The organism is Spirosoma lituiforme (assembly GCF_054776635.1).
The window spans coordinates 71,672-86,323 of the sequence record NZ_BAAHBO010000005.1 but is presented as its reverse complement, the minus strand read 5'-3'; the positions used below and the strand labels follow the sequence as shown (position 1 = coordinate 86,323).

13 protein-coding genes are annotated in these 14,652 nt (G+C 51.9%); 6 read left to right on the top strand and 7 right to left on the bottom strand.

Going from position 1 to position 14,652, the window contains the following annotated elements; translation table 11 throughout:
• Window positions 1-20 precede the first annotated feature (20 nt).
• Window positions 21-1,430, bottom strand: a complete 1,410-nt coding sequence (locus ACYU87_RS17790) for a hypothetical protein (protein ID WP_461135429.1) — start codon at window positions 1,428-1,430, stop codon at window positions 21-23.
• Between the two features lie 206 nt (window positions 1,431-1,636).
• Between ACYU87_RS17790 and rbfA the strand changes: the two genes are divergently transcribed.
• Window positions 1,637-2,020 (top strand): 30S ribosome-binding factor RbfA, encoded by a 384-nt coding sequence (rbfA, locus tag ACYU87_RS17785; RefSeq protein WP_461135428.1) that lies wholly within the window; start codon window positions 1,637-1,639, stop codon window positions 2,018-2,020.
• An 80-nt stretch (window positions 2,021-2,100) separates the two neighbouring features.
• Complete coding sequence (locus tag ACYU87_RS17780) at window positions 2,101-3,309, top strand: ABC transporter permease (protein WP_461135427.1); 1,209 nt, start codon at window positions 2,101-2,103, stop codon at window positions 3,307-3,309.
• A 28-nt stretch (window positions 3,310-3,337) separates the two neighbouring features.
• On the opposite strand, the gene ACYU87_RS17775 is transcribed toward ACYU87_RS17780, so the two are convergent.
• From ACYU87_RS17775 to ACYU87_RS17760, 4 genes are all read right to left on the bottom strand, one after another.
• Window positions 3,338-4,423 (bottom strand): GHMP family kinase ATP-binding protein, encoded by a 1,086-nt coding sequence (locus tag ACYU87_RS17775; protein ID WP_461135426.1) that lies wholly within the window; start codon window positions 4,421-4,423, stop codon window positions 3,338-3,340.
• Window positions 4,424-4,434: 11 nt separating this feature from the next.
• Entirely contained in the window at window positions 4,435-5,655 is a 1,221-nt protein-coding gene (locus ACYU87_RS17770; protein WP_461135425.1) for a sugar MFS transporter, read from the bottom strand.
• Between the two features lie 189 nt (window positions 5,656-5,844).
• Window positions 5,845-7,236, bottom strand: a complete 1,392-nt coding sequence (locus ACYU87_RS17765) for a Gfo/Idh/MocA family protein (RefSeq protein WP_461135424.1) — start codon at window positions 7,234-7,236, stop codon at window positions 5,845-5,847.
• 135 nt (window positions 7,237-7,371) lie between these two features.
• Window positions 7,372-8,457 (bottom strand): MBL fold metallo-hydrolase, encoded by a 1,086-nt coding sequence (locus ACYU87_RS17760; RefSeq protein WP_461135423.1) that lies wholly within the window; start codon window positions 8,455-8,457, stop codon window positions 7,372-7,374.
• Between the two features lie 293 nt (window positions 8,458-8,750).
• On the opposite strand from ACYU87_RS17760, the gene ACYU87_RS17755 reads away from it, so the two are divergent.
• The 3 genes from ACYU87_RS17755 to ACYU87_RS17745 all read left to right on the top strand — a co-directional run bounded on the left by ACYU87_RS17755 (window position 8,751) and on the right by ACYU87_RS17745 (window position 10,722).
• Window positions 8,751-9,185: a 6-pyruvoyl trahydropterin synthase family protein gene (locus ACYU87_RS17755; RefSeq protein ID WP_461135422.1), complete on the top strand. Its 435-nt coding sequence runs from the start codon at window positions 8,751-8,753 to the stop codon at window positions 9,183-9,185.
• Window positions 9,145-9,933 (top strand): GTP cyclohydrolase I FolE, encoded by a 789-nt coding sequence (gene folE, locus ACYU87_RS17750; RefSeq protein ID WP_461135421.1) that lies wholly within the window; start codon window positions 9,145-9,147, stop codon window positions 9,931-9,933. Before ACYU87_RS17755 ends, folE begins: the two co-directional genes overlap by 41 nt.
• Window positions 9,934-10,020: 87 nt before the next feature.
• Window positions 10,021-10,722, top strand: coding sequence for an SDR family NAD(P)-dependent oxidoreductase (locus ACYU87_RS17745; RefSeq protein ID WP_461135420.1), 702 nt, complete (start codon window positions 10,021-10,023; stop codon window positions 10,720-10,722).
• A gap of 100 nt (window positions 10,723-10,822) precedes the next feature.
• Here the strand turns inward: ACYU87_RS17745 and ACYU87_RS17740 are convergent, their stop codons facing one another.
• Entirely contained in the window at window positions 10,823-12,433 is a 1,611-nt protein-coding gene (locus ACYU87_RS17740) for an aldehyde dehydrogenase (NADP(+)) (RefSeq protein WP_461135419.1), read from the bottom strand.
• A 176-nt stretch (window positions 12,434-12,609) separates the two neighbouring features.
• Entirely contained in the window at window positions 12,610-13,536 is a 927-nt protein-coding gene (locus tag ACYU87_RS17735; protein WP_461135418.1) for a sugar phosphate isomerase/epimerase family protein, read from the bottom strand.
• A 168-nt stretch (window positions 13,537-13,704) separates the two neighbouring features.
• On the opposite strand from ACYU87_RS17735, the gene ACYU87_RS17730 reads away from it, so the two are divergent.
• Window positions 13,705-14,652: a threonine ammonia-lyase gene (locus tag ACYU87_RS17730; protein ID WP_461135417.1), complete on the top strand. Its 948-nt coding sequence runs from the start codon at window positions 13,705-13,707 to the stop codon at window positions 14,650-14,652.

The following is a 14,652-nucleotide window of genomic DNA, read 5'->3' as shown; positions in this document are numbered from 1 at the left end:
GGCAACCGGTAACCGTTTATTTATTTTCGCTTATACACACCCGTAGTGGCTGTTTTTTCATACTTCAGCGCCAGGGCAGGAGCGCGTTGGAACAGTTTGTCAATAACATTTTCCCGATCAATGATGTAGTCGGGTGGGTCTTTCCGGAAATGGTCGAACACATTGATGACGGACTCGTAATTATCGAGGTTTTTAAGGTCATACTTCGCCAGATCCCAGTTCAGGTAAGGGGTTGCCAGTTGGTTCTGGCGGTAAGCACTCAGATCTTCGCCAATAATCAGCACATGCCGGTTGGTGATATTGTCTGGTAGGGGAGACGGTCGTACCTGCAAACTGCTCAGACGCCCCAGGTCGGCACCCGGAATCAGGCCCAGTGCGCCCTGATAAAACAGCAAAAGTGTCAGCGCAAAAGCACTTATAAAAATGATTTCGGCCAGCCAGGCTTTTCGGATATTTTCGAAATAATAGTACGCGAAGTAAGCCATGGGAGGAACGAAGCTCAGAAAAACCATGGGGGCCAGAAACGGCATTAGGGCAATGGTCAAAACGGCAACAACAAACCAGAGCGCCATAATTTGCTGAACCCGTTGCTGAAAGTTGACGTACCGGCCCGGCCGGTTGAACAGACTCAGGAAGCCCAGTACGCCCAGACCCAGGGGAATAAACAGGGCGGCTATAAGCGATTTGAAATCAGACAGCGAATACTGCCGAACCCGAAATACCGACGACAGAAGGTTCCGGTTAAAATCGTCCAGACTGTCCCAGAGATAATAAATCAGAACAATAGCGGCAAAGGGAAACAGAAAACCGAACAGCGATAACGAATACTGCCGAAAGGTAGCTCCCGTGTAAAACAGCAGCGATAAAATGGCCCACAAAATAAACAGCGCCGAAGGCAGATAGAAGAGGGCCGCAATACCAATGTAAAAGCCTACCTCAAAAACTTCGTCGGTAGCACCCCGCCGGTCCATCTGTTTGATGAGGGTGCCAAAGGCAAGCAGCAGAAAACTCGTCGACATCAGCACGGGCGACAGCGTCAGGCAGTCAAACGAGAGATGCAAGAACAGCATGTAGATCAGGCCGGGCCAGAACGACCTGTCCGGATACACATCCCGGTTGTTTATCAGGTAGTTGAAATAAACGATCTGGAATATCGACACCAATGTGGCTGCGCCATGAAGCATCAGGGGCGACCGGCCAAAGACGCTGTGTATCCCCCAGTAAACCAGCGCAGACAACGGACTAACGCTATCCCAGATATCCCGGTACAGCAAATAGCCCTGATTCATTTGCTCGCCAACAATCATCCAGTTCAGTTCCGGGATCAGCAGCGGAAAGGGATGGAGCAGCAAAGGCAGTCGAATCAGGATGAGCAGGCCCATCAGGCTGACGTACTGGTAAGGAAAATAAGATTGAAAAAAGCGTAGCAAAGGGTCGTTCAGCAGTTAACGGTTATCAGTTGCTAGGGAGTAGTTCGGGTCAGAAACAAGCTACTTCCCGGCCGCTGTTCCCGGTAAAATTACAGTCAATTTCGGCAGAACGGAAAAATGGGCGGATATTTGCAGAACAGAGGTCCCGATGAATGTAAACCATTCGGCAGAATGGACCGTTCAGGTAGTACCCAAGTACCGATAGTATGGAATCGAAACGACAGCAAAAAGTATCCCGGCAGTTACAGAAAGATTTAAGTGAGATCTTTCAGCGGGAGGTGCCGCACTTATTCAACGGCGCATTTATTACCGTCACCAGTGTCCGGGTATCCCCCGATTTAAGTGTCGCCCGCGTATACCTTAGTTTTCTGGCGACCAAGAACAAGAACCTTTTACTGGAAACGATTCAGGAGAAGGGCAAAGTACTCCGGCAACACCTGGGCGACCGGGTCCGGCACCAGCTTCGTATCGTGCCCGAACTGCATTTCTTCCTGGACGATACGGCCGAGTACGCTGACAAAATGGATAAACTTTTTTCCGGCATTGATATTCCACCCGCCCCGGCGGAGGAGGATGACGACAACGAGTGAAAGAGTGAGTGAGCGAAAGAGCGTATAGGGAGAGCCGCTTTTCGCTCTTTCACGTTTTCGCTCTTTCACTCTTTAAAAAAATGAACCTCCCCGTCTGGATTGCTCGTCGGTATTTTTTTTCCCGCAAGAAGCGTAGTTTCATCAGCTGGCTGTCTATCCTGTCCATGCTCGGGGTGGGTGTTGGCACGATGGCGCTCGTGGTGGTGCTGTCGGTATTTAACGGGATGGAAGAGTTGAATCGGCAGATTTTCAAAACGTTCGAAGCCGACATGACCGTGGCCCCCAGACAAGGTAAGCGGTTTATGGCTCCGCCCGCGTTGCTCGCCAAACTACGACAAACGCCGGGCGTAAGCCTACTGACGTCCATTGCGCAGGACAATGCGCTGGCCCGTTATGGCAACGCCCAGACGGTGATTCGGCTTAAAGGGGTAGACGATAATTACGTTCAGCGGCAGCAACTCGACTCGGCTATGCTCGAAGGTAAGTTACTTCTTCGCCAGAACGGAGTGAACTACGCCATTGTGGCGGATGGCGTTCGTAACGACCTGACCATCTCACCCGTTGATATTCTGACACCTCTGGAGATTCTGTACCCCGAAAGCGGGCAGACATTCAGCGTCCTCAATCCCAGTGCGTTCAATCGGGAAGCGCTGACGGTGGCCGGAATCTTTTTCATTGAATCAAAATACGACAATTTTGTTCTGGCACCCGTTCGGGCAGCCCGAAAACTATTTGGCTATAAACCCGATGAAGTTACAAGTCTGGAAATCCAGCTTCGCCCGGGTACCAATGAAGGGAAAGCCAAACAGGCATTGCAGACAATCGTTGGAGAAGACCTGATCGTCCAGAGTCGGGATGACTTAAACGTCGACCTCTACAGAGCTATCCGCGTCGAAAAGCTATTCGTGGCGCTGACCCTCTCGTTCATCATTTTAGTCGCGTCGATCAATATTTTCTTTTCTTTGTCGATGCTGGTCATCGAGAAAAAAGCGGACATCAGAATTTTGTACGCGTTGGGTGCCACAAGGCAGACGGTACGCCGGATTTTTCTGACGGAAGGAGCAATTATCGCCCTTACCGGTGCCCTGGCTGGTCTGATTCTGGGTGTCGTTATTTGCCTGGCGCAGGAAAATTACGGCTTTATCCGAATGGGCATGGTCAGCTCAATTGTTGATGCGTATCCGGTGCGCCTAGACACCAGCGATATTGTGCTGACCGGAATGCTGAGCATCGTCGTGACGATTATAACATCCTGGTTCCCCGCCCAGCGAGCCGCTAACGTTCAGTAGGTACGGGACTAGGCGGGTGGTATAGCGGCTACTGATCCGAAATGGTTGTGCCTTCTGCAACATGAATAACGTAGGCTTTTCCACCTGCCCGTTCGATGGCTTCGGCCACTGCTTCGGGTTGCTCGGGAGCATAGGCAAACATACACCCGCCCCCGCCCGACCCATTGATTTTGCCGCCCAAAGCCCCTGCCAACAGAGCCGCGTCGAGCATACGGTCAATTTTGGGCGTCGAGATGCGTTGGGCATCCCGGAGGTTGGCCTGATGTTCGTTGAGTAGCTGGCCGAACCGAACGTGATCAAAGGTATCTGTTGAACCAGACGAAGAACGTAGCAGACTCAAGGCATCCCGCAGAATATCCCGATTCGCCAGGTTGCCCTTCAGGAGAATGTACTCATCTTTCGTCAGGAAATCCTTGAACTCCGATGCATCCGTACTAACTGAGGTCGCTAGGGAGAATTGCGGATTCACCGTTTTCAGGTTCTTAATGATTGATAACATGCCGAACTTAACCCGTTGCAGAATGCCAATGGTGTCTTTGGGTTCCTGCGAGTCGCCGAGTACAAACGCGCCTAACGGAGGGGTGAGGGTTTCTAGCTGGATCTTTGGCTGCGATTCCAGGTAAATGACATGCCCGACGGCGGTGGAGTAGTGATCCATCATGCCGCCGGGTTCGCCAAACTCCAGCACCTCTGCTCTATAACCGAGTTCGGCGAGTTGCGCTGCAGAAAGCGTACGGGGTTGATCGGCCAATTGGGTCAGAACGGTAAGCCACGTAATGAGCAGTGCCGACGAACTCGACGTGCCCGAGTTGATGGGAATAGTCCCACGTACCTCGCCTTCAATGCCCTTGGTAAACGTGAATCCCTCGCGCAGTAATATGTTTACGGCCGAGCGGAAATAGTCCCGAGTTTGCGGATAGGGGAGTTGTTCACCAGTAAACGGAATGCTCACCGAGCTGTGAATATCGGGCAGATTAAGCCTGAATCCCTGTTGATCAGCTTGGTGAGCGGCTACCTGAATCCGGCGTGAAATAGCGGCCGCGATAACGGGCAAGCCCAGATAATCCTGGTGTTCACCAAACAGGCAAATACGGCCGGGGGTGGAAACGATCATAAGAAATCCAATTACCAATTTGTCTTCTTATGGCCCACCACGGCATAGTACAAAATGAAGCTGAACAAAGGCAGCAGCAAAGCGTAAGCCATTTTGGGGCTAATGGCGTCAGTTAAATAGCCATGTAGTAAGGGTAGCAAAGCACCCCCCGAGATGCCCATGATGAGCAGCGCCGACCCAAGTTTGGTAAACTTTCCAAGATGATTTAACGCTAACGGCCATACGGCAGGCCACATGGGCGAGATAGCGAATCCGAGTAAGGCCACGCATAAAATGGACGGAAAACCATCTGTCACAAGAGCGCCCACTGTCAGAATCAAGGCGAGAATCGACCCAACGCGTAGTGCCTTTTGTTGCGAAATAAAGCGCGGAATAGCTACAATACCAAGAATGTAGCCACCCAACAGGCCATAGAGCGTGTAGGTGGTGAAATACTTGGCTTCGTCGTTGGAGAAGCCTATGGCGCGTCCGTAGTTGATAATCGTATCGCCAGCAATGACTTCGGCCCCTACGTAGCAGAACAACGTCAGAACACCAAGTACCAAGTTTGGAAACTGCCAGATGCTGGTGCGTACAGTCGTACCAACAGGCTCGTCGTCTTGTTCTTCAGATACCTCCGGAAGATTTGAGAATCGAATCAAGATGGCTAGTACCACCAATACACCCGTTAGAATCATATAAGGCGTGATTACTTTCTCTAGAGTAGCCGTGCCAGAAACAGCGTTGGCACCCGTTAGTAATAATCCACCAAAAATAAACTGGCTGAAAATGCCCGCTAATTTATTGGCTACACCAAGAAAGCTAATGCGTTGAGCCGCACTCTCCCGGGGGCCGAGAATTGTTGCGTACGGGTTAGACGCTGTTTGCAGGACGGTTAGCCCAATGCCAATCAGGAATAAACCTACTAAAAAAAGAGGGTACGAAAGGGCTTTAGCCGCTGGTACGAAAATAATGGTACCGACAGCCATAACCAGAAGCCCCATTGACATGCCATTCTTGAAACCCGTCCGCTTTAGAAGTGCTGACGACGGGATGGCCATCAACGTGTAAGAAATGAAAAAGGCAAAAGCAACCAGATTGGACCCAACGGTACTTAGGTTGAACGCCTGCTTAAAAAAAGCAATTAACACGCTATTGACCCACGTAACGAAGCCAAAAACAAAGAAGAGGGCGCCAATGATGAGCAATGGGCCGGTGTAATTTTGGGTTTTAGGCGGAGCGGTAGGTGTCATTAGCTGATTCGAGGATTAAAGCAGAGAGATTTTAAATTTTTTTACAAAGTAAAAAATAGAAATCGGTTTTTGTTCTATAAAGCCATATACTATTTGTGCTTTTCTATAAATGAGCGACAAATCAGGAATAGAAAGCGCAACCAACCGTACAAGGTCTGCTCAAGACAAATGAGTGAGGAGGGTTAGCCATCAATAGGCATCAGTCAGGCCGAAGATCGGTTTGTTCGTTTTCCATTTGCCCCGCGTAAAATCGGGAATGGCAACGGGTTTGCTGCCACCGGCAATGCTCTGCTCCGACAGAGGGCTGATGGCGCTCCAGACGGCTGCATCATATACATCGATGGGTACGGGCCCTTTGGCCTTTATCGACTCAATAAAGGCGCGAAGAACGAAGAAGTCAATGCCACCGTGACCAGCATTTTCGGCCGTTTGGGCGTGGCGTTTCCAGAGTGGGTGGTCGTATTTATCCTGGTAAGCCGCAAAGGGTTCCCAACTGTGCGGTTTCGGTGAACCCGCGTGCGACGAATCACCCTCCAGATAGATCATGTCGTTGTCGTCCATCCAGATACCATTTGTTCCCTGGGCCCGGAACCCAAGCGAGTAGGGGCGGGGAGAATTGGTGTCGTGAATAACAACAATATTTTCGCCATTAGCGCACTGAATGACCGTCGTTACGACATCGCCAAGTTTGAAATTTACTTTCGCATTGGGGTGATTCGGACCACCTTTGTCGACAACGTATTTGTGTAATCCCCGGCTTTTGGTGGCGGTTGAGGTCAGGTGCGTAAACCGATTCCCCCGGTTAATATCGAGCCAGTGTGCCACCGGGCCGAGTCCGTGCGTTGGATACAGATCCCCGTTTCGATCTACCGAGTGCTGGGTACGCCAATGCGCTTCTGAGTATCCTTTCTCTCCGAATTCGGCGCCAACTCCCGAAATGGACTTGCCATCGTTGAACTTAATGTTCCGCAGGTCGTGCTGGTAGCCGCAGTGCGCGTAGGTCATCTCGCCAAACATTCCTTTCCGAATCATATTCAGCACGGCCAGCACATCGCGTCGGTAACAGACATTTTCCAGAATCATGCAGGGCGATCCTGATTTCTCCGATGCATTGACCAGATCCCACGATTCCTTGAGCGTGACCGTTGCCGATACTTCTATCCCGGCATATTTGCCCGCATTCATGGTGGCCACGGCCATAGGCACGTGCCATTCCCAGGGCGTTGCAATGACGACACCATCAATGTCGTCGCGTTTGAGCATGTCTTTGAACGCTTCATCGCCTTTGCCGTAGGCTACCGGTGCTTTCCGTCCCGCTTTTTCAATCATGGCGGTCGTACGGCTAATGGCTTCGGGAGCCGGGTCGCAAATGGCCACAATGTCGACATCGGTTCGGTAGATCGCCTGCTCAATGTGACTACGCCCGCGTGAACCCACACCAATGAACGCTAAACGGACTTTAGGGTCTGCTGGTTGAGCACCGGTTAAAATAGCGGGAAAAACGGACGTTGTTGCCATGGATGTAGCTGCGCCTGTGAGAGCGACTGTACGAATAAACTGGCGCCGGGAAGGTGTCTGCATAGCGAATGCGATACGTAAAGTGGGGGTTTACGTACCAAAGAACGCTGTTTCAACGCAAAAAACATACGTAATGCCAATTTTAAACCGGCTCAAAAAGCGGACCGGGTCAAGCCAGGGTCCTTGCGCCATCAATTCCTAGTAATGCCACCACCGCGACGTTGGGTAGTGGTCTCCCACAACGACTGGTTCGCCAATTAACGGTGTGGTGGTCGCCAGCTGTTGTTCGGCGGCCCGTTTTGTAAATCGCTCAATGGGGTCTGTCCAGGCGTGGTTGGCCAGCGAGAACTTGGCCCAGTGTACAGGTAAGACGGTTTTTGCCCGTAATTCCTGAGCCGCCGTAGCGACCTCTTCCGGAAACATATGGATGTTAGGCCAGTCTTTGCCGTATTGACCACATTCGAGAATGGCCAGATCGAACGGGCCGTATTTATCGCCGATCTCTTTAAAATGAGTTCCGTAACCCGAATCGCCACCCAGATACAGCGAGTACCCGTGGATTTTCATGACAAAGGCAGTCCACAGGGTTTTTCCGCGCGCGAGGCTACGACCCGAAAAGTGACGGGCTGGCACGGCTGTAAGGTCCAGATCGGTGTCAGCATGATAGCTTTCCCACCAGTCAAATTCCACGATCCGGTCGGCAGGAACGCCCCATCGTTCGAGGTGAGCGCCCACGCCGAGCGCTGTGTAGAATTTTTTGACTTTAGGGATGAGCTTCGTAATGGTTTCGTAATCAAGGTGATCGTAGTGGTCATGCGACAGAATGAGCAGATCGATGGTCGGCATATCCTCAACGCGGTACACATTGGAGCCGGGGTAAGCCTTTCCGAAAAACGAAACCGGTGACGCATAACCGCTAAAAACCGGATCGGCCAGAATCGTGACGCCCTTCGATTTGATCAGGTAAGACGAATGGCCAAACCAGACAACAGTTGGCTTATCGTCGGGCAAAGCGTTCAGGTCAGTTCGCACCGAGGGTAGCGGCTTGGGCGGGGTATTGTCTTTTTCTTTGTGAATAAAGTCGTTCATCATCTCCAGGTAAGAGGTATTCTCACGCATTACATCTGTCTTTTCCAGGTTCTGAAAGGTGCCATTTTTGTAGTTTGGTGAACGTTGAATCCGGTCCAGGCGGGTGGCTGCCGGATTACGCCCGAACGTACGCTGCTGCATGAACAGAAAGGCGGTGGCAATCAGTACGGTACTAATGAGTAGTATGAATAGCATAGGTTTACGCAGGCGTTTCATTGGGGCAAAACCCTATCCTGTATCGTCTGGTTCCGCATAAACCGACTAGTCGATAAGCGGGAACAATACCGGATAAGCGGATGTTATTGACCTGAAATGAGCCGGGTTTTGTTTAGCGTTTAGCGATAAATGTTGAACAAAATAAACCAAATGCTCGTTGGTTAATTCATTGCATACAAATGAGCGATCTGGCTACTCGCTCGACTGTCTGCCTGTGTTGTACACAACCTTTGTAACGACAGGTTGATCGAACCCTATTTCGATTTGTTTATATGAGTACTATTCGGGCCGATGCCCCACGAGTGGCGGTGTTTCGCAAGGAACATTTTAACGCTGCTCACCGTCTGAACAATCCAAACTGGTCGGATGAGAAAAACACCCGGGTTTATGGCAAGTGCAACAACCCCAACTACCACGGACATAACTACGAACTGATTGTGCAGGTAATCGGCCCAATTGATCCGGAAACCGGTTATGTGATCGACATGAAAGTGCTCGGTGACCTCGTTAAAGAGCACGTTACGGATCGCTTCGACCACAAAAATCTCAATCTCGATACGGAAGAATTCGCCGACCTGAATCCGTCGGCTGAGAACATTGCCATCGTCATTTACACCCTTTTACGCAATCAGCTAAGCGAAGGCTTAGACCTTAAAATCAGACTGTATGAAACTGAACGGAACTTCGTCGAATACCCCGCCTACTAGTCAACCCACGACTGGTAGCCATCAGAGCGGTCATGCGCCGGGCAGTCATCAGACTGATGCTACGGACGTGTCTGCCTGGGAGGTTGACGAACTGGTCGACGAAATTGGGGATGCGCATGGCACATCCTCAATCGATACACCCATGCGTGCCGATGCCTTCGCCATGGACGATGATCTTAAGATTGACCTGATTGAAGAACATTTTCGTGAAATCATGGGGATTCTGGGTCTCGACCTGACCGACGATAGTCTGAAAGGATCGCCCCGCCGGGTCGCCAAAATGTACGTAAATGAAATTTTCAGCGGTCTGAATCCAGCCAATAAACCAAAGCCTACGCTGTTCGACAACAAGTTCCGATACAACGAGATGCTGGTCGAAAAAGACATTACGGTGCAGACGTACTGCGAACACCATTTTGTCCCCATTATTGGGCGGGCGCACGTTGCCTATATCTCGAGTGGTAAAGTAATTGGCCTGTCGAAACTAAACCGGGTTGTCGAGTACTTCAGTAAACGACCCCAGGTGCAGGAACGTCTGACGGTGCAAATTGCCGAAGAACTCAAACGTGTTCTCGAAACCGAAGATGTAGCCGTCATCATCGATGCCAAGCATCTGTGCGTATCGACCAGGGGCGTTCACGACATTAACAGTTCAACCATCACCGCATCCTATGGCGGCAAGTTTTCGGAAGAAGCTACCAGGCAGGAACTTCTCCGGTACGTTGCCCAACCGAGTGTGAGTATTTAATCTCGTATATGTTTGTGGGTCGTCATTGGCTGATACACAACCACTTTTGCGATAGCCGACTACGAACGATCAATCACAGACTTCTTCATGCAGGACAAACATATTCTTATCGTCGGCGCTAGTTCGGGAATTGGCCACGCGCTGGCTCAACAACTTCAGGAACAGGGCGCAACCCTATTTACTGCTGGTCGCACGCAGCCGGAGGGAATTCAGTCTACGCACATGACCTGGGATGTAACCCAGAATTCCGCCGTTGATGCATTCAACCAATTGCCCGACACTCTGCACGGTCTCGTTTATTGCCCCGGTACTATAAACCTGAAACCTTTTCAACGGCTCACGCTGGATGATTACCGGCGTGACTTCGATATCAACGTGATAGGGGCTATCAGTGCAATTCATGCGAGTTATGCCGCCCTTAAGAAATCTAAATCGGCAAGTGTCGTTCTGTTCAGTACGGTAGCCGCCAAGCTGGGTATGGGCATGCACTCGTCGGTGTCGGTGGCAAAGTCGGCAGTTGAAGGATTGGCTAAGTCGCTGGCGGCAGAACTGGCTCCTTTCAACGTTCGGGTGAATGCCATTGCGCCCTCCCTGACTGATACACCCCTGGCGGAGTTTCTCCTCGGCGACGATACCAAGCGGGAAGCGGCTAACAAACGCCACCCACTCAATCGATATGGGTCTCCCCAGGATATTGCCAGTATGGCGGCCTATTTACTCGCGGATCAGGCCAGCTGGATCACGGGTCAGATTATCGGCGTAGATGGCGGTATGGGAAGCCTGAAATGAAGAGAGCGTAGGAGAGAAATTTTCTCATAGTTCATAGAAAAGCCAAGCCGTATGGAAAATTACTACATCCATACGGCTTGGCTTTTCTATGCAATCATTCTTACTTTTTCAGTACACCATCAACATTTCGCCAAATGCCGAGGGGGTTTGCGTTCTGCAAGGCCGCCGGTAATAACTCATCGGGGAAACTCTGGTACGTGAAGGGCCTGACGAAGCGCAGAATAGCACCCGTGCCGACCGACGTTGACCGACTATCGGAGGTAGCCGGGAAAGGTCCGCCGTGCGTCATGGCTTCGCTTACTTCGACACCGGTTGGGAAACCGCCAAACAACACGCGTCCGGCTTTTGCCTGCAGAAGTGTAATCCAGTCGATCGAAGACGCTTTTAACTCATCGGCAGTCGCGTGGATCGTTGCGGTAAGCTGCCCCTCCAGCACGGTCAGACAGTCGGCCAGTTCGGTTTCTGTTTCGCACACCACAATCAGCGACGACGGGCCAAATACCTCTTCGCTCAGGAACTCACTGCTCAGAAAAATAGGGGCCGTTGTACGGAGTATAATGGGTCTTCCCTGCGTCTGGCTGCTGTCGGCGTCGGTATCTGCTTCGGCCAGCACATGAACACCGGGAACGATTCTATTCTGTTGAACACCTTTCTGATAGGTCTGGCAAATGCCCGCGTTCAGCATTGTTGCCGGAGCCGACGCTCTGATTTTCTCAGCTACCGTTTCCAGAAATGTATCCGTATTGGGTGAGTCAAGCAGGAAGGTTAGCCCCGGATTGGTACAGAACTGACCTACACCAAGCGTTACCGAAGCGGCTAAACCCGCAGCAACCGAAGTGGCCGAATGAGGTCCGTCTAACTGGCTGATGGCACCCGGAAGGATAACCACTGGATTAACGGCGCTCATTTCTGCATAAACCGGAATGGGCTCGGGCCGCTCCTGCGCTACGCGTAACAACGCCAGTCCACCCGCACGGGAGCCGGTAAAGCCTACCGCTTTTACGGCCGGGTGAGCGACTAGTTGCCGGGCCACCTCATTATCGGCGTGGAGAAGCGAGAAAACGCCATCCGGCATGCCCGTTTTTTCGGCCGCTGCCACAATGGCCTGCCCCACCAGCGATGAGGTACCGGGATGCGATGGGTGCGCTTTCACCACAACCGGGCAACCGGCTGCCAGAGCTGAAGCCGTATCGCCACCCGCTACCGAGAAGGCGAGCGGAAAATTACTGGCCCCAAAAACAACAACCGGGCCAAGCGGTACCAGCATCTGGCGCAAATCCGTGCGCGGCAGGGGCTGGCGGTCCGGTAGCGCCGGATTGATGCGGGCATCGACCCACGACCCTTCACGCAATAGGTTCGCAAACAGGCGTAACTGCCCCGTTGTCCGGCCCCGTTCGCCCGAAATTCGACCCGTTGGCAGCCCACTTTCGAGAACCGCCCGTTCGACCAGTTCGTCACCAAGCGCTTCCAGCTCACTGGCAATAGTATCTAAAAATTCAGCTCGTTTGGCGGGCGTCAGTTTTGCGTATAAAGGAAAAGCATCGGCGGCTTTTTCCACAGCCTGATTGGCCTGTTCGGCAGAAACATTGGCAAACTCATCCGTAAGGTTTTCGTGACGGGCGGGGGCAAAAGCGCGGAACAGGTTGCCGTCGCCCGAAATCGGTTCATTACCGATAAAGCTGACGTTGATAGATTGTTGCGTGATTGACATAAGATTTCAACAATGAATTAGATAAAACAGCGCAGCCGGGTGTGCGTGCCCCGGTCGGGCATCGGCATGGAAACGTACAGAGCTGCCTGTTGAGTTTGACAACCAGGATATGGCTATATAGGTTTCCACGGCGACGCCCGACCGGGGCACGCACACCCGGCTGCGCCGGTCATACGTTAAACGGTTGGGCCAACCCGCTCCAGTATCGCTTTTGACTTGCGGATACCGTCGAACTCTTCCAGTTTGTCGCCTTCGTATTCGATGCCGATGATGCCTTTGAACCCGCTATCCTTCACAATTTTTATGATGCGGTTGTAGTCAGTTTCTACGCAATTACCGTTGGCATCGAAGTCGTAGAATTTGGCCGATGCTCCTTTGGCGTAGGGCATCAGTTCGGCGGTTCCTTTATAGCGGTCGTACTCTTCAGCGCAGGTATGGTTATCGCCCCGTTTGATGCAGAAATTACCGAAATCGGGGAGGGTACCTACGTTCTTCATACCAACCTGCTTCATAACGCCCGAGAGCCACTGCCCGTTGGACGAATACCCACCGTGGTTTTCAACGATGACATTGATGTTCATGGTCTTGGCAAATTCGCCGAGTTTGCTGAGGCCGTCAACGGCGGCTTTGGATACCTCTTCAGCCGTGCCTTGTCCGGCGGCATTAACCCGAATGGTTTTACAGCCGAGGTACTTAGCGCATTCTACCCAGCGGTGGTGGTTTTCAACAGCTTTCGTCCGTTCGGCGGCATCCGATGCGCCCAGGTTTCCCTCCCCGTCAATCATGATGAGGTTGTTGGTAATGCCGTTGTCTTTGCAGCGGGTCAGCAGGTCGTTGAGGTAGGTTTTATCCTGCGCTTTATCTTTGAAGAACTGATTGACATATTCAACAATGCTGATATCGAACTCTTTACGGGCGATGCCGGGAAAATCCAGATTCGTAATTTTCTTGCTGAATAACGCTTTGTGCAGCGACCATTCGGCCAGCGAAATATCAAAGAACATCTTTTTGGTAGGTGCTTCGGCAAAAACAGTCGGCATGATAGCCATACCAGCCAGAGAGCCAGCAGCTTGTTTCAAAAACGAACGACGATCGGTGGTCATAACGAAACGGGTTTACGAAAAATGAGTTTTGGAGAAGCAAACGACTGCTTATCAGACAAAGAAACAAAACAAGGGTAAATTACTCATTCGATTGGCGGACTGACCAATGGTTTAGTAGTAAGGACATGTTTTCTTCCGTAATTTGCCCGCATCTCTATCGCGTAACCGATGATCACAGTCGATACTATACAGGAGGCCCACGATCGGATCAGTTCTTTTATTCACCGTACGGTCGTCCTGACGAACCAAACGATCAATAACCAAGCTGGTGCCGAGCTATATTTTAAATGCGAAAACTTTCAGAAGATCGGTGCTTTTAAGGCCAGAGGTGGCCTGAACGCGGTGTTGCAGGTGGCTCAGAACAAGGAAGGGTCTGCCCTGACAACGCACTCGTCCGGTAACCATGCCCAGGCTGTAGCCTTTGCCGCCCGACAAGTAGGCATGCCTGCTTATATTGTCATGCCCCGCACGGCTCCGCAGGTGAAAAAAGACGCCGTTCGGGATTATGGGGCCGAGGTCATTGAGTGCGAACCAACGCTCGACGCCCGGGAGGCTGGCGTCCGGGAGGTGATAGCCCGCACAGGTGCCGTACTGGTGCATCCCTTCGACGATGATCGGGTAATCGCGGGTCAGGCGACGGCTGCCAAAGAACTTATTGAAGACGCTAGCCAGAGCCGTCCATTCGATGTGATTCTGGCGCCGGTGGGTGGGGGAGGGCTTTTGAGCGGTACTGCTCTGTCGACGCATTTCCTATCGCCCACAACGCGCGTTATTGCCGGAGAACCCGAGGGGGCCGCCGACGCCGTTCTGTCCTTTCAGACGGGGCGGGTGGAGAAAGCACCTTACATCAACACGATTGCCGATGGCTTGATGACCGGCCTCAGTGAACGAACATTAGCCATCATTCGCACGCACGTCAGCGATATTCTGACTGTATCGGATCCGGAAATCTGTGCGGCCATGCGATTAGTCTGGGAGCGTATGAAGATTATCATTGAACCCTCCTGCGCGGTGCCTCTGGCGGCCGTGTTGACACATAAAGATCAATTTGCCGGGCAGAAGATCGGCATCATACTAACCGGCGGAAACGTCGACTTAGGAAAACTGCCGTTTTGA

Coding starts and splice junctions, on each gene's coding strand:
- ACYU87_RS17775 (WP_461135426.1), bottom strand. CDS start 4,423: ATGATCGTTTCCACCCCCGGCCGTATTTGCCTGTTTGGTGAACACCAG.
- ACYU87_RS17760 (WP_461135423.1), bottom strand. CDS start 8,457: ATGCTATTCATACTACTCATTAGTACCGTACTGATTGCCACCGCCTTT.
- ACYU87_RS17780 (WP_461135427.1), top strand. CDS start 2,101: ATGAACCTCCCCGTCTGGATTGCTCGTCGGTATTTTTTTTCCCGCAAG.
- ACYU87_RS17755 (WP_461135422.1), top strand. CDS start 8,751: ATGAGTACTATTCGGGCCGATGCCCCACGAGTGGCGGTGTTTCGCAAG.
- ACYU87_RS17730 (WP_461135417.1), top strand. CDS start 13,705: ATGATCACAGTCGATACTATACAGGAGGCCCACGATCGGATCAGTTCT.
- ACYU87_RS17740 (WP_461135419.1), bottom strand. CDS start 12,433: ATGTCAATCACGCAACAATCTATCAACGTCAGCTTTATCGGTAATGAA.
- ACYU87_RS17765 (WP_461135424.1), bottom strand. CDS start 7,236: ATGCAGACACCTTCCCGGCGCCAGTTTATTCGTACAGTCGCTCTCACA.
- rbfA (WP_461135428.1), top strand. CDS start 1,637: ATGGAATCGAAACGACAGCAAAAAGTATCCCGGCAGTTACAGAAAGAT.
- ACYU87_RS17770 (WP_461135425.1), bottom strand. CDS start 5,655: ATGACACCTACCGCTCCGCCTAAAACCCAAAATTACACCGGCCCATTG.
- folE (WP_461135421.1), top strand. CDS start 9,145: ATGAAACTGAACGGAACTTCGTCGAATACCCCGCCTACTAGTCAACCC.
- ACYU87_RS17745 (WP_461135420.1), top strand. CDS start 10,021: ATGCAGGACAAACATATTCTTATCGTCGGCGCTAGTTCGGGAATTGGC.
- ACYU87_RS17735 (WP_461135418.1), bottom strand. CDS start 13,536: ATGACCACCGATCGTCGTTCGTTTTTGAAACAAGCTGCTGGCTCTCTG.